The following is a 15220-nucleotide window of genomic DNA, read 5'->3' as shown; positions in this document are numbered from 1 at the left end:
TTGCGTCGAGGATCCGCTGCATGCCCTGCCCCTTTGAAACGCTGCTGCGCCGCTGCCTGCTGGCCCTGACCCTGGCCGGCAGCACAGCGCTCGCTGCCGGGCAGCACCGCTACAATTTGCCCACCGGCCCGCTCGCCACCACCCTCAACCAGATCGCCAGCCAGGCCGGCATTGCCCTGACGCTGAACCCGCGCCTGGCCAGCGGCCTGCGCTCGGCGCCGGTCAACGGCGATTTCGACGGCGTCGGTGCATTGCAGGCCGCCCTACGTGGCACCGGCCTGCAACTGCAGCAGAGCGCTGCCGGCACCTACAGCCTGGGACCCGCGCCCGAAGGCCGCCTCGCGCTGCCGCCAATCAGCATCAATGCCGCCGATCACCGGGAACGCGCCTGGGACCCGGCCACGGGCTTTACCGCCAGCCGCACCGCCGCTGGCAGCAAGACCGACACGCCGATCGTCGAAACGCCGCGCTCGCTGTCGGTGATCACCCGCCAGCAACTCGACCAACGTCAGGTGCTCAACCTCAACGACGCCTTGCGCTATACCGTCGGCGTGCAAAGCAGCGGCTACGGCGCCGACGCCCGCGCCGACTGGCTGCGGGTGCGCGGCTTCGACCCGACCCAGTTCCTCGACGGGCTGCCACTGCCCAAGGGCTCGTTCGCCAACCCCAAGGTCGAACCGTGGAACCTGGAGCGCATCACCGTACTGCGCGGCCCGGCCTCGTCGGTGTACGGCCAGACCCCGCCCGGCGGCATGCTCGAAATGCTCAGCCGCCGCCCCCAGGTCGACAGTGCCCACCAGCTCCAGGCCCAGGTCGGCAGCAACCAGCACCGCCAGGTCAACTTCGACAGCACCGGCAAGGTCGACGCCGCCGGCCAGTGGCTCTACCGCATCAGCGGCGTGGTGCGCGACAGCAATGCCCCCGTCGACCACATCCCCGACCAGCGCTACAACCTGGCGCCGAGCCTGGCCTGGAACCTGGCCGACGACACCCGGCTGACCTTCATTTCGCAGTTCACCCGCGACGATACCGGTATCACCGGGCAGTTCCTGCCGTTGCAGGGCACCCGGCAGGGCTCGCCGGCCGGGGCGAAGATCTCCCATCACAAGAACCTTGGCGAGCCTGACTGGGACTTCTACGACCGTACCTACTACGCGCTGGGCTACGCCTTCGAACAGCGTCTCGATGACACCTGGCAGTTTCGCCAGAACCTGCGCTACACCAGGAGCGACCTGGGCTTGCAGGCGGTCAACGTCGCCACCGTCAACAGCGTGCAGGCCGACGGCAGCGTCAACCGCGAGTCGGGCATCGTCAACGAAGACATCACCCAGTTCGCCCTCGACAACAACCTGCAGGCCGACTTCACCACCGGCGCACTCAGCCACACCCTGCTGCTGGGCCTGGACCACCAGCGCAGCAACACCCGTTACCAGTGGCTATATGGGGGCTCGCATACCTTTGATGCCAACGGCAACATCACCGGCATAAATGTGCCGCCAATCAGCGTGGTTCGCCCGGTGTACGGCGCCGATCTGTCCCGTGTCAGCTACATCGCCCTGCAGGATTACCGCCAGAAAACCCACCAGAGCGGCGTCTACCTGCAGGATCAGATCGCCCTCGACAGCTGGCGCCTGACCCTGGGTGGGCGTGAAGACTGGATCCACACCGCCACCACCTTCCACAACCAGGCAGGGCTCACCAGCACCCTGCGCGACAAAGCCTTCACCGCCAATGTGGGCCTGGGCTACGTGTTCGACAACGGCATCACGCCGTACCTGTCCTACACCGAGTCGTTCCAGCCCAGCAGCGGTGCCAACGTCGCTGCAACGCAGTCATTCAAGCCCACCCAGGGCCGCCAGTACGAAGCCGGCGTGAAGTTCCAGCCGCTGGCCGGCAACACCCTGCTGACCGCAGCCGCCTACGACCTGCGCCAGCACAACGTGAAGGTCACCGAAGGCAGCATCAACCGCCAGGTGGGCGAGTTTCAGCTACGCGGCCTGGAGCTGGAAGCCACCAGCGCCGTGACCGACACGCTCACGCTGGTCGCCTCCTACAGCTACACCGATACCCAGATCCAGCAGGGCCTGGCCAGTGAAGTCGGCAACCGCATGGCGCTGATCCCGCGCCACCAGGCCACGCTATGGGCCGACTACACCTGGCAGGCCGGCGTGCTCGACGGTTTCGGCGTGGGGGCTGGCGCGCGCCATGTGGGCGACACCTATGGCAACACCGCCAACACCGAAGTGGCACACGTCGGCGCATACACCGTGTACGACGCAGCGCTGCACTACGACCTGGGGCGCCTGGATGCCAGCCTGAAAGGCCTGAGCGTGGCGATCGAAGCCAAGAACCTGCTGAACAAGGACTACCTGGCCAACTGCGACGGCTTCTGGTGCTACTACGGCGACCAACGCAATGTGGTCGCCAGCGTCAATTACCGCTTCTAGGACACCGCCTGCAACGTCGCACCATCGTCAGCCTTGCGTGTTCGGTTTGCGATCCAGGTGAGGCCGAGAAGGTGGGGTTACACACGCGACAGCCCCGCCGTACATGATTACCGCAGCGCCTGTTGCCACCTCACCTAACATGGCCCGCTCGCTATCGTGAGGAGCCACACCATGCGACCGCTCGAACACCTCGAATCCCTGGACCAACAGATCAAGGCCCTGCTCCAGGGCCTGCCCGACACCCCGGACCGCATCCAGTTGCACGGCGACCTCGCTGCCTGGTGGGCCCAACCCGACGCCGCCGGGGTCAGCCGCCAGCAGCGCCTGGTGCAGTTGCGGCGTGAACAACTGCGGGCCGAACTGGCACTGCGTCAAACCGACCAGACCCTCGCGCGGGCACACATCCAGTTGCTGAACACCCTGCTCGACCTGCCCCACAGCTGGCAGCGCCTGCACCTGCCGCTGGCCCGCCGCCCCCAGGTCTATCGCCCCCTGCTCAGCGCCAGCCAGCCCAACTGGCGCGCGCACCTGGCCGGTGTACTGGTGCTGAGTGAAACCGGCCCGCAGGGCCGCATCATCGACGCCGACGAGCCAGTGGGCCACGTGTTGCTGTGCAGCCTGGCCCATGGTATCGAAGCCTTCGACAACCTCGCCGAGCTGCACATCGAACTGAGCGAGCGACTTGACGACCCGCTGCAGGCCGCACCGCTGCTGTGCCTGTTCAGCCGCCCCGACGACCCGATACGTGCCAGGCAGGCCGAGCGCCTGCGCTATGACGGGTTTGCCGATGACGCCGTGGAGCATCAGATCGAGCGCCTGCACGATGCACAGCGTGCACGCCTGGCCAGCGTCTGGCACGCCGACCCGCCCCACCACACAGCCCTGCGCCAGGCCCTGGACCTGGAGCAGGACATCCTCAGCAAGGGCGCCCTGGCTACCCGCTACGCCTTGCTGCTGGAAAAGAACCTGCCCAGCTGGCTGCACAAGACGTCCCAGCAAGGCCTGGGCGAAATCATGCAAACCCTGCAGGCGCTGGCCGCGCCATCGAACAGGCGGCCGCACCGGGCATTCCCACCCTGACCCAGTTCCGCCAGCGCAACAGCCTGCTGGCCTGGGCCAATGCCCGCCTCAAGGAACGCGTGCAGCATGACCTGGGCCTGCAGATCGACCCGGCGCGCGTGCAGATCACGGTCACCCAGGCGCGTCAGATCGGCCCGCTGGTCAACCCGTTGCTACCCGGCAGCTACGTGCCCGTGACCAGCCGGCCGCAGGTCGGCGCCAGCATCGAGCTGGTCAGCACCACCTACAGCCTGCAAGAGCTGGCCCTGCTCAATGTCGCCTGGCTGGACGTGGACTACTGGCTGACCGCCCGCGTGCATCACCCCGATGCCAGCCCTGTCGTCGGCCTCGAGGCCGGCTACCTGAAACGCCTGGCACGCACGCTGAACGTGGGCAGCAGCTACGCCGAGTTCCTGCGCACCCAACTGCTCACCTCGGCCGATGGCCGATGGCGTGCATCGGCTCATGCACAGATCTGCCGCGCGCGCATGCGCGCCGAAGCCGTCAAGGCACGCTATGCCGGGCACTTCAGCATCGACCGTGGCGAGCGCGGCCACCAGTGGGTCAAGACCGTGCTGCAATACCCTGACAGTCGCCTGCGGCCCACGGTCGAGGGGCATCATCTGCACGTGCGCCAACTGCTCATCCAGGGCAGCACGGTACAGGGGGTGCTGCTGATTACCGCCGACGAGAACAGCCTGCCCTCCTTTGTGCTCTACGCCCCCGATGCCCCCGACAGCCGCCCCTGGCGCGAGTACCGCAATACCCGCGAGCTGTTGCGCAGCCTGCGCGACAAGCCCGCGCTGCGCAGCTATGTGACCCGGCGCCTGCCCGCGGCCCAGGCGGCGAAGACCGACAGCCTGCTGGCCCGCGGCAGAATCGGCGCGCATGTGAGGCGCCCGTTGATCGAAGGTGACCTGTTCCAGGCAATGTACGCGGCAGAGGTGCGCGCGCTGCTGGCCGACGCCGATGCCGGCAGCCGCAGCACCGAGGAAGCCAACGTGCATTCGGTGATCGAAGGGTTCTGGCAGGTGCTGGACCTGATCTGCCTGGTACTGCCCAACCGCGCCCTCGTGCCACTGGCGTTCGGCCGTGCGGCCATCGCCATCTGGGACGGGCTTGAGGCGCTGGAACACGGCGATCGCGAAGCGCTGATGCGCCACAGCTACAGCGCCCTGAGCCAGTTGGGCGATGCCTTCGGCAGCCTCGGGGGCTCGACGCGGATGCGGCGCGTGATGCGCAACCTTCCGCACAAGGCACCGCTGCTGCTGCCCAGGCGCCTCTCGGTCAAGGTCGACAGTGGCACCTTGCGCTACCGCGTCGACGGTATCTACCAGGAAGGCGTCTACGAAAAGCCCTCGCAGTATCAGGGCATCTCCCAGTACTACGTTCGCGACAAGCAGGGGCGCTTCTATCACATCACCTTCGACGGCCGGCGCTGGCGGGTGATCGATCCCGACCAGCCCAACGCCTACCTGCAACTGCCGCTCAAGCGCGTGCCGCACGGCGACTGGTACGTGGATTCGGGGGTGTTCTGGCACGACGGCCTGCCTGACCTTGCGCAACTGTTCGATGATTGCCGCAGCACCACGCCCTTGCAGGGCAAGCCGGTACCGGGCGGCGACGGCCTGTTTGACGCCGACGGCCAGCTCTACCTGCAGACCGGCGGCGGGCAATTGCCGCTGCGCGCACACCTGCTCGGGCAGCACTACCACCTGCTGATCCCTGCGGCCCAGCACGGCGCCGTACCGGCCTGGGCCGCGCTGCGCTGGCAGGACCAGCGCTGGCAGGTACGGGTGCGCCAGACCGGGCGCAGCAGCGACTGGCTGGCGCTGCCCCAGGCTTACTCGGCGATCCGCGGCAGCAGCTGATCCAGGCGCTGATACAGCGCGCTGTCACCTGGCCAATTGCGCAACAGGCGCGCGCGGTCGCGCGCGAACGCCGGGGCAAAACTCATCTGCGTGGCGTGCTGGCACATGGCGTCGAGGTCGATCAGCGACCACTCGCCGTCCTGCCAGAACAGGTTGTGGCCTTTCATGTCGCCATGGCTGATGCGTTCGCGCATCAGTTGTGCCAGCAGCGCCTGCAAGGCGTGCAACTGCGCCTCGGGCACCTCGCCGCTCTCGACGAACGGTGCAAAGCAGGCGATCAGGTCGGCACCGTCGGCATACTCGGTGACCAGGTACGCACGGCTGCGCAGCCCCAGCACACGTTTTTCCAGCACCGCCAGCGGCCTGGGCGTGGCGATACCGAGAAACTCCAGGCGATGCCCTTCGATCCACGAATGCCAGGCCCGGCTGGGGCGCCAGAAACGCTTGAACCAATGCGCGGTGTTCTTGATGTTGTAGCGCTTGAGCACCAGGCTGCGCCCACCGGCCTCGACCCGTGCAACACTCGCCGCGCCGCCGGTCTTGTACAGATGGCCCTGGTCGATCAGCGCATCGGCCTGTTCCAGCACCGGCAGCATCGCGGCCAGTTCCGTGCGGCGTACCGAGCGCAGCCCGGAAGGTCCGCGCTCGACGCTGAACAGTGTGCACTCGCGTCCGGCCTTGTCCAGGTAGTCCTTCAGGCGCCAGTTGCGCACCTTGTCGATCTGCTTCTGCAACGCTTCGAGCGGCAGCGCATGTTCCCCATTGACCAGCACATAGTGCACCAGCAATTCCTCGACAAACGGCTCCAGGCGCTTGGGCAACTGGGCGAAGAACACCCCCAGGTTCTGCAGCACCTGCTGGCGCGACAACGGCTGCCCGGGGGTTTCGGCTTTGACCCCGGCCCCATCGATCAGGTACAGCTGGCCGCCGTGGCGCAACAGGTTGTCCAGGTGCAGGTCGGCCTGCCACAAGCCCTTGGCGTGCATCTGCGCCACGCACCCAGCGCTTCGCCGAGCACCGCCTGCTGTTCATCGGCCAGTGCCGGCAAGGCCTCGACCTCGGCCCAGGCATCGCCCAGGCTCTGTGCCTGTTCAAGAAACTCGAACAGCAGCCAGCCACCCTCGCCTTCGCGCAGCCCGTCGGCCAGCAACAACGGTGTGCTCAGGCCCTGCTCGGCAAGCAGGCGCACACCGGCCAGCTCGCGCTGGAAGTGGCGCGCCGCATTGCCGCCAACCAGCAACTTGGCCAGCACCGGCGTGCCGCGCCATACACCGGCCCCCACATAACGCTGGCCCGGCAGTACCCGCAGCAGGCTCAGCAGCTGCAGCTCGGCGGGGCCTGCCGCATCGGCCAGGGGAATGCTCAACGGCAGCGCCGGGGTGCGCCCGGCATTCTTGAGTTCAGACAGACGCATCAGCGAGCCTCTTTATCACGACGGCGGTGCAGCAGGCGCTGCAGCCAGGTGTCCACCAGCGCGCTGTCGGCTGGTTGTTCCAGGTAGGCCGCCAGCATCAGCCGCACATCACCCACGCTCCACGCCGCAGCACGGCGCAGCAGGGGCTCCAGGTCCTTGAGCCGGTCACGTTGGCCAAACAGCAGCGGCCGTGTCTTCTCCAGGTCGATCAGCTGCGCCTGCCAGCCCTCGCGGCACTCGCGCAGAAAGATGTGCTTGGGGTAGAAGCAGCCATGCACCTGCCCCGCCGTGTGCAGCGTGCGGGCCAGTTCGCCGCAGGCGCGCAGGATCTGCTGGCGCTGCTCCAGGGCCAGCTGCGGCCAGTGGCCGAGCAGGTGGTCGAGGTCGCTCCAGTCATCCAGGGCACGGGTCAGCAGGATCGCGCGGCGCTCGCCATCGACACGGCGCTCGGCGTAGAACACCGCCTGCAACGCCGGGATGTTCAGCTTCTGGTAGCGCTTGATGTTGCGAAACTCACGGGCGAACGTCGGCTCGCCGAACGGGCTGTGCAAGGTGCGCGTCAGATAGTCGCTCTGACGCTTGAGGTAGAAGCCCTTGCCCTCCAGTTCGAGGCGATAGACGCTGCTCCAGCCACCACGCCCGGTGTTGGGCTCGTCCACCGCGTCCAGTTGCAGCGCCCACAGCGGGTCGAACCCGTTGAGGCCATGGCGCTCAAGCAGTGCCGTCTCGGCACTGGCCAGGAAATCACTCATTCACGCCCCTCGAAAAACGTCACGATATGCCGCACGCGGCGCTTGTCAGCCGCGTTCAGGCGCTCGCGACGACGGTATTGCAGGTAGAAACGCAGGCGCTGGGTGGCCGACAGGTGGTACTTGGCCACCTTGTCCAGGCAGGCCAGGTCCTTGGTAATGCGGTAGCGCAGCATGAAGCTGACCCAGAAGGCGCCGGTCGGGCAGTCGATGAAGAACAGCGTGCCCTGATCGTCCACCAGCAGGTTGCGCCACTTCAGGTCGTTGTGGGTGAAGTGGTGGTCATGCATCGTGCGCGTATGGCGCGCCAGCTGCTGGCTGACATGGTCGACCCAACGCCGGTCGGCCAGGCGTGCGTCGCGGCGCTTGGCCAGTGCCGACAGGTCTTCGGTGCGCGGCAGCTCGCGGGTGATCATCGCGCCGCGGCCAAAGGTCAGGCCGCGCCGTTGCAGGCCGCACGCCACCACTTCGGCGGTGGGGATGCCCCATTTGGCGAACTGCTTGAGGTTCTGCCATTCGGCCTTGATCCGCGGGCGCCCCAGGTAGCGGCGCAGGCCCTTGCCGGCGCCGGTATAGCGCTTGACGTAGTAATTCACGCCGTCGCGCTCGACCCGGATCACCTCGCTCAGCGGGTCATGGGTCAGGCGCTCGCCCTTGAGCGCAAAGACTGCTTCGATGCTGCCAAAATCCTGCGCCAGTGCCTGGTAAGCAGGCTCCAGTGTCCAACCCGCCATCAGAGCGCATCCCCATACCGTTGCTTACGCGCGTAGAGCTTGTCGGCCTTGCCTTGCAGCCAGCGCAGCAGCGTGGCGTGCTCGCTCAGCACCTGGCGCAGTGGCTGCTGGAAGTAGCCCCGCAGGAAACGCAACTTGTCGCGACGCGTCAGGCCGATGTCCAGCGCCGAGAAGTACAGCGCGGCCAGGTCCTTGTCGCGCCAGCGCCGCGAGATCGTCGCGCGGGTCTGCGCGCGGTGCAGGTCGATCACCGACAGCCTGAAGTCGTCCGGGGTTACCGGCCGCTCGGTGTGCAGCAGGAAATGGCAGATGTAGCAGTCGCGATGGTTGACCCCGGCGCGGTGCATCATGCCGGTCATGCGCGCCACTTCGGCGATCAGTGCACGCTTGAGACGCGGCGCCGGCGGCTGCTTGACCCAGTCGAGGCTGAAGTCTTCGAGGCTGACGGTGGGCGCCAGTTCCTCGGTGACGATGAACGAGTGCTGGGTTGCCGGGTTGCTGCCGCGCTCGCCGTAGGCCACGGCGGTCATGGTCGGCACGCCGACCTCGTGCAGGCGCTTGATCGCCCGCCATTCCTGGCCGGCACCGAGCACCGGCAGCTTGGCGGTGAGCAGGTTCTTGAAGATCTCGCCCCACCCGATGCCACGGTGGATCTTGACGAAATAGCCGTTGCCGTCGACCTCGGTGCGCAGCGTACGTCGGCCTTCCAGCTCGCGGTACACCTCGCCTTGCAGGGCTTCGACGGCCTCGAAGGCGTCGCGCCCGGCCCACAGGCGCTTGAAGGGTTCTGCCAGTATCAGTTTCATGCGCGCTCCTGCGCCAGGATCACGTCAGCCGCATGCTGCGGCATGCTGTAGAGGTCGGCGCTGTCTGCGAAGGCCAGGCCGTTACGGCTCCAGTCGGCACGCGCCGCGTCGTCTTCGAGCATGCGTTGCAGGTAGCGATTGAGCTGCTCTTGCTCGAACGGCTCATCGAGTACCAGGCCAGCATCCGCCTCGGCAATGTAATGGGCGTAGCCGCACACGGCCGAGACCAGCACCGGCAGCCCGGCCACCACGGCTTCGAGCAGCACCGTACCGGTGTTCTCGTTGTACGCCGGATGGATCAGCAGGTCAGCCCCGAGCAGGAAACGCGGGATATCGCTGCGCCCCTTGAGGAACTGCACCTGTTCGCCCAGCCCCAGGGCTGCGCTTTGCAGCTGGAACACCTTGGGGTCGTCCTGGCCGATCACCATCAGCCGGGTGCGCTTGCGCAGGCTCGCAGGCAAGGCCGCCAGGGCCTTGAGGCTGCGGTCCACGCCCTTGGTCTTGAACCCCGAACCAATCTGCACCAGCAGGCGCTCATCGTCTGCCAGGTTGAACTCGCGGCGAAATTCGGCACGGATCTGGGCGGCATTGTCCGGTGCTCGGCGATCCTGGCTGATGCCCGGTGGCAGCAGGTGGAAGCGCTCGGCCGGGGTGTCATAGTGTTTGACGAACAGCGGCTGCTGGACTTCGGAGATCATCAGGATCTCGGTCTTGGCATCGCGTGCAAACACCGCCCGCTCATACTCGGCAAAGTGCCGGTAGCGGCCCCAGCGCCGGTACAGCGAGTGGCGCAGGTTCTGCGCCTTGTCTTCGAAGCAGCCATCGGCGGCGTAGTACACGTCCAGCCCCGGCATCTTGTTGAAGCCGATCAGGCGATCGACCGGGCGCCTGGCCAGGTCCGCCTCCATCCAGGCGGTGAGCTTCTCGTTGCGCCGATGGTTGAACAGCGCCTTGACCGGCGCCACCAGCACTTCGAAGCCCGCGGGCACCTCGCCCTCCCAGATCAGCGTGTACACGCGGATCTGGTGCCCACGGCGCTGGCACTCCAGGGCGATGCGCATGAAGTCACGCTGCAGGCCGCCGAAGGGGAAATACTTGTAGAGCACAAAGGCCAGTTGCATCAACGAACGTCCTCAGCCCGCAGCAACGCGCTCAACTGGCTCGCCACACGCTCGGGATTCAGGCGAGTGAAGCACAGCGGCCACTCGCGTTTTAGATCGAACCGGCGCTGGTCTTCGGCGCTCGGCTTGTAGGTGCATTTCTTCTGCAGGCACGGGGCGCACGGGAAATCGCTGCCCAGGTGCACCTGCGACTTGCCGTAGGCTCCAGTCAGGCCCGGGTTGGTCGGGCCGAACAGCGACAGGGTCGGCACATCGAGTGCCGCCGCCAGGTGCCCCAGGCCGGTGTCCACGGCCACGCAGGCCTTGGCGGCGGCCAGCACCCGCGCCACCCCCGCCAGGTTCAGCCTGGGCAGTACCTGGGCATTCTTCAGGCCCTGGGCAATACGTTCGGCGCGGGCCTTCTCGGCCGGGTTGCCCCATGGCAGGCAGATATGCAGGCCGCTGCGCCCCAGGCGCTCGGCCAACTGGCGCCAGTACACCTCGGGCCAGTGCTTGGTGTCCCAGGTGGTGCCATGCAGGAACACCACGTAGGGCATGGCGGGTATTTCTTCCAGCCGCGAGCGGTCCAGCCCGTAGTCGCCCAACCCCGACGGCAGGTCGTAGCCCAGGGCCAGGGCGAACAGCTGGCGCACCCGCTCCACCGCATGTTGCGCACGGGCCACCGACAGGCGTCGGTCATAGAAACGGCTGGCCAGCCCTTCGCGCGCCGAATAACGGTCCAGCCCGGCCACCGGTGCCTTGACGTAGCGGGTCAGCCAGGCGCTCTTGACCAGGCCCTGGGCGTCGATCACCAGGTCGTACTGGCGTTCGCGCAGGCGCTTCTTGAACTGGCGCCACTCGCCATTGCTGAGCGTCTGCCAGAGGTTCTTGCGCCAGCGCCGGATGGCCACGGGGATTACCCGGTCGACGGCCGGGTGCCAGGTGGGGATCTCGGCAAAGCCTTCCTCAACCACCCAGTCGAAGCGGATGCCGGGAATGGCATGGGCCGCGTCGGTCAAGGCCGGCAGCGCATGGATGACATCCCCCAGCGAGGAGGTCTTGATCAGCAGTACCCGCAACTTAATCGACCTCGACCGTGACGTCGACCAGCGACGGACCGTTGAGCCGCTGCAACGCCGAGGCAACGGCCTCGGGCTCCAGCTGGCGCAGGCAATTGTAGTGGCCGAAACGGCAGGTGCGGTCAAAACACGGGCTGCACTCCAGCCCCAGACGCACGACCTCGACCTGCTCGGCCAGCGGCGGCGTGAAGCCCGGCGAGGTCGAACCATACACCGCCACCAGCGGGCGGTTCAGCGCAGCCGCCACGTGCATCAGCCCCGAATCGTTGGACACCACCGCGTCGCTGCACGACAGCAGGTCGATGGCTTCGGCCAGCGACGTCTCGCCACTGAGGTTTACCGACTCTTCACGCAGGCCCGGGATCAGGCGCTCGCGGATCGACTCGCCGACCGCATGGTCGTTCTTCGAGCCGAACAGCCACACCTGCCAGCCTTCGCGGATCTTGATCTCGGCGACCTTGGCGTAATGCTCCGACGGCCAGCGCTTGGCTTCGCCGAACTCGGCGCCGGGGCACAGGGCCAATACCGGGCGGTCCAGGCTCAGGCCGAACTTGGCCAGCGCAGCGTCGCGGCTGCCGGCTTCGATCTGCAGGCTCGGCCGCGGGTACGGCTTGGGCAGCGCGGCACCGGCCGGATAGCCCAGCGCCATGAAGCGTTCGATCATCAGTGGGTAGCGCGCCTTGTCGAGCTTGCGCACATCGTTGAGCAGGCCATAGCGCAGCTCGCCACGCCAGCCGGTACGCTGGGGGATGCCGGCAAAGAACGGCACCAGCGCCGACTTGAGCGAGTTGGGCAGCAGGATCGCCTGGTCGTACTGGCCGGCCAGCGACTTGCCGATGCGCCGCCGCGTGGCCAGTTCCAGCGCGCCGTGGCCGAGCGGAAAGCTCAAGGCCTGGCGCACTTCGGGCATGCGCTCGAGGATCGGGCGACTCCACTCGGGGGCCAGCACATCGATCACGCACGTGGGGTGACGCTGCTTCAGCACATGGAACAGCGTCTGTGCCATTACCATGTCGCCCACCCAACTGGGCCCAATGATCAAAATTCTCATGCTTTATCCAGAAACGATCAGGGAGGCTGCAGCCTGTTTGCCAACAGCCTGGCCTCCCTTCTTTATAATCAGGCGTGGTCCGACCAGTGTACGCCACTCAGTGTAGGCTGTGGTCGTGGCCGGCCTCCTGCCGTGGTATCGCCTGGTCGATATTCAGCGCGTATTCAGCGCCGGTTCAGCTCAGCCCCAGTTGCGCCCAGATACGCCGCACCTCGCGGCGCTCGACGACAAACTGCCCGGCATCGATCACCCCGGCCTGTTTCTGTAGGGCCTGGCGGTGCGCTGCGGAGCGGAACGCCTTGTACACTTCGCGTAACAATACCGCATCGCTGGCCGGCATCAGGCCGACCGCCTCCAGCCCTTCGAGGATGCGGATATTGTCGGTATAACGCAGCAGCACCGGGTGCTCGTGCGACCAGGCCAGGGCGGCGTATTGCACCATAAATTCAATATCGACGATACCACCGGCATCCTGCTTGATATCGAAGGCCACGCCGCTGTCGTAGGCATTCGCGCCAAGCCCGGCCTGGGTCGCCCGGGTGCCCAGGTTGTCGCGCATCTTGGCGCGCATCTCGCTGACCTCGGCGCGCAGCTTGTCCAGGTCGCGGGCCTGGCCCAGCACCTGCGCACGCACCCCCTCGAACGCTGCCCCTACCTGCGCGCAGCCCACCAGCACGCGCGCGCGCACCAGCGCCTGGTGCTCCCAGGTCCAGGCTTCGTTCTGCTGGTAGCGCTCGAAGGCGCCCAGCGAACTCACCAGCAGCCCCGACGCTCCGGACGGGCGCAGGCGCATGTCCACGTCATACAGCTGGCCGGAGTTGGTCTGGGTGGTCAGCAGGTGAATGATGCGCTGGCCCAGGCGGGTGAAGAACTGCGCACTGTCGATCGGCTTGGCGCCGTCGGTCTCGGCCTGCGGGTCGCCGTCGTGGATGAACACCAGGTCCAGGTCCGAGCCATGCCCCAGCTCGATACCGCCGACCTTGCCGTAGCCGACGATGATGAAGCCCGGGTCGCACAGGCTGCCATCGCTGCGTTTGGGCTGGCCATGGCGCGCCACGGTCTGGCGCCAGGCCAGGGCCAGCACCTGGTTGAGGATGGCTTCAGCCAGCCAGGTCAGGTAGTCGCTGACCTTCATCAGGGGCAGGCTGCCGGCAATTTCCGAGGCGGCCACGCGCAGGCTGTGGGCCAGTTTGAAGTGGCGCAGCGCCTCCATCTGCTGCTCCAGATCGTCCTCGGGGATACGCGTCAGCCGCTCGCGCAGCTCGGCGGCCAGTTCTGGCGCCTGTGGCGGGCTGAACAGCCGGCCTTCGTTGAGCAACTCGTCGAGCAGCAGCGGGAAACGCGTGATCTGCGCCGCAATCCACGGGCTGGCCGCGCACAGGGTCAACAGGCGGCGCAACGCACCGGGGTTTTCGGTCAGCAGCACCAGGTAGGCGGAACGGCGCGCCACGGCCTCGACCAGCGGCAGCACGCGCTCCAGCACCAGGTCCGGGTCGGCATGCTCGACCGCCTGGGCCAGCAGGCGCGGAATAAAGGCATCCAGGCGTTCGCGGCCGAGGCGCTGCATGGCGCGCAACTGCGGGCTGGCGCGTAGGCCGGCGAGCTGCTTGAGGGCCTTGCCGGCATCGGCGAAGCCCGCGTCGGTCAACTGGCGACAGGCGGCTTCTTCATCCTGGGCCTCCTCCCACAGCGGCAGCCACTCGCCACCGACCACCACTTCGCCCTCCTCGCCCTCGTCTTCGTCGGGGTCGGCGATCACCTGGCGGAAGTGCCAGTCGATACGCCCGCGCCAGTGCATCAGTTGCGCATGGAAGCTGTCCCAGTGGTCGAAGCCGAGCATGAAGGCGATGCGCGCACGGTCCAGCTCGCCGTCGGGCAGCATCTGGGTCTGGCGGTCGGCGATGGCCTGGATCGCGTGTTCCGTGTAGCGCAGGAACTCGTAGCCCTCACGCAATTCGGCAATCACTGCCGGTGGCAGGTAGCCCTGGCCTTCGAGGGTCGCCAGCACCTTGAGCAGTGGCCGCTGCTGCAGGCTCAGGTCGCGCCCGCCGTGGATCAGCTGGAACGCCTGAGCGATGAATTCCACTTCGCGGATGCCGCCGGCACCCAGCTTGATGTTCTCGGCCATGCCCTTGCGCCGCACCTCCTGCTGGATCAGCTGCTTCATAGTGCGCAGCGCCTCGATGGCCGAGAAGTCCAGGTAACGGCGGTACACGAACGGGCGCAGCATCTCCTGCAGTTGCGCACCGGCCAGTTGGTCACCAGCCACCACCCGCGCCTTGATCATGGCGTAGCGTTCCCAGTCGCGGCCCTGGTCCTGGTAGTACTGCTCCAGTGCATTGAAGCTGAGCACCAGCGCGCCGGCCGAGCCGTAAGGGCGCAGGCGCATGTCGACGCGAAACACGAAGCCGTCGACGGTGATCGGGTCGAGTGCCTTGATCAGGCGCTGACCCAGCCGGGTGAAGAACTCCTGGTTGTCCAGTGGGCGCTTCACGCCCACGGTCTCGCCGCCCTCGGGGTAGGCGAAGATCAGGTCGATGTCCGACGACAGGTTCAGCTCCACCGCGCCCAGCTTGCCCATGCCCAGCACCACCATGTGCTGGGGCAGGCCGCTGCGGTGCCCGGTGGGGGTGCCGAACTGCGCGCACAGGCGCGGGTAGAGCCATTGGTAGGCCTGGTCGATGGACGCGTCGGCCAGGTCGGACAGGTCGCGACAGGTCTGTACCAGGTCGGCCTGACGGGTCAGGTCACGCCAGATGATGCGCACCTGCTGGCGCGTGCGCTGGCGGCGCAGGTTGCGCGCCAGCTCGTCTTCGTTGCTGGCCGCCTGGGCCGCAGCGGCCACCTGGGCACACAACTCGCCGGCGCCCAAGGCACGGTCCAGCTCGCCGCTGGTCACCAGCGCGTGCA

General features: G+C 67.1%; 10 protein-coding genes and 1 pseudogene. 3 read left to right on the top strand and 8 right to left on the bottom strand.

The features are described 5' to 3' along the window. The first annotated feature begins 20 nt into the window (after positions 1 to 20). From G3436_RS03650 to G3436_RS28450, 3 genes are all read left to right on the top strand, one after another. Positions 21 to 2447 (top strand): TonB-dependent siderophore receptor, encoded by a 2427-nt coding sequence (locus G3436_RS03650; protein WP_163941398.1) that lies wholly within the window; start codon positions 21 to 23, stop codon positions 2445 to 2447. Positions 2448 to 2618: 171 nt separating this feature from the next. Beyond that, positions 2619 to 3527, top strand: coding sequence for a hypothetical protein (locus G3436_RS28455; RefSeq protein ID WP_338001199.1), 909 nt, complete (start codon positions 2619 to 2621; stop codon positions 3525 to 3527). Positions 3528 to 3586: 59 nt separating this feature from the next. Then, entirely contained in the window at positions 3587 to 5377 is a 1791-nt protein-coding gene (locus tag G3436_RS28450; RefSeq protein WP_338001198.1) for a dermonecrotic toxin domain-containing protein, read from the top strand. Here the strand turns inward: G3436_RS28450 and G3436_RS03640 are convergent. From G3436_RS03640 to glnE, 8 genes and pseudogenes are all read right to left on the bottom strand, one after another. After that, positions 5350 to 6791 (bottom strand): annotated as a pseudogene (locus tag G3436_RS03640) (lipopolysaccharide kinase InaA family protein). The gene G3436_RS28450 and the pseudogene G3436_RS03640 overlap by 28 nt on opposite strands. Then, a complete protein-coding gene (locus G3436_RS03635; RefSeq protein WP_163941397.1) occupies positions 6791 to 7543 on the bottom strand; it encodes a lipopolysaccharide kinase InaA family protein in 753 nt (250 codons plus the stop codon). Before G3436_RS03635 ends, G3436_RS03640 begins: the two are co-directional and overlap by 1 nt. Further along, positions 7540 to 8274 (bottom strand): lipopolysaccharide kinase InaA family protein, encoded by a 735-nt coding sequence (locus tag G3436_RS03630; RefSeq protein ID WP_163941395.1) that lies wholly within the window; start codon positions 8272 to 8274, stop codon positions 7540 to 7542. Before G3436_RS03630 ends, G3436_RS03635 begins: the two co-directional genes overlap by 4 nt. Next, positions 8274 to 9080, bottom strand: a complete 807-nt coding sequence (gene rfaP / locus G3436_RS03625) for a lipopolysaccharide core heptose(I) kinase RfaP (RefSeq protein ID WP_163941392.1) — start codon at positions 9078 to 9080, stop codon at positions 8274 to 8276. The genes G3436_RS03630 and rfaP overlap by 1 nt, the downstream gene beginning before the upstream one ends. Then, positions 9077 to 10201: a glycosyltransferase family 4 protein gene (locus G3436_RS03620; protein WP_163941390.1), complete on the bottom strand. Its 1125-nt coding sequence runs from the start codon at positions 10199 to 10201 to the stop codon at positions 9077 to 9079. Before G3436_RS03620 ends, rfaP begins: the two co-directional genes overlap by 4 nt. Then, complete coding sequence (waaC, locus tag G3436_RS03615; protein ID WP_163941387.1) at positions 10201 to 11259, bottom strand: lipopolysaccharide heptosyltransferase I; 1059 nt, start codon at positions 11257 to 11259, stop codon at positions 10201 to 10203. The genes G3436_RS03620 and waaC overlap by 1 nt, the downstream gene beginning before the upstream one ends. Position 11260: 1 nt before the next feature. Continuing rightward, positions 11261 to 12310, bottom strand: a complete 1050-nt coding sequence (gene waaF, locus G3436_RS03610; protein ID WP_163941384.1) for a lipopolysaccharide heptosyltransferase II — start codon at positions 12308 to 12310, stop codon at positions 11261 to 11263. Positions 12311 to 12485: 175 nt separating this feature from the next. Further along, on the bottom strand, positions 12486 to 15220 hold a 2735-nt coding region (gene glnE, locus G3436_RS03605), incomplete at its 5' end, for a bifunctional [glutamate--ammonia ligase]-adenylyl-L-tyrosine phosphorylase/[glutamate--ammonia-ligase] adenylyltransferase (RefSeq protein ID WP_163941381.1).

This window comes from Pseudomonas brassicae (assembly GCF_010671725.1).
Lineage (GTDB): Bacteria > Pseudomonadota > Gammaproteobacteria > Pseudomonadales > Pseudomonadaceae > Aquipseudomonas > Aquipseudomonas brassicae.
This window is presented reverse-complemented; position numbering and strand designations above follow the sequence as displayed.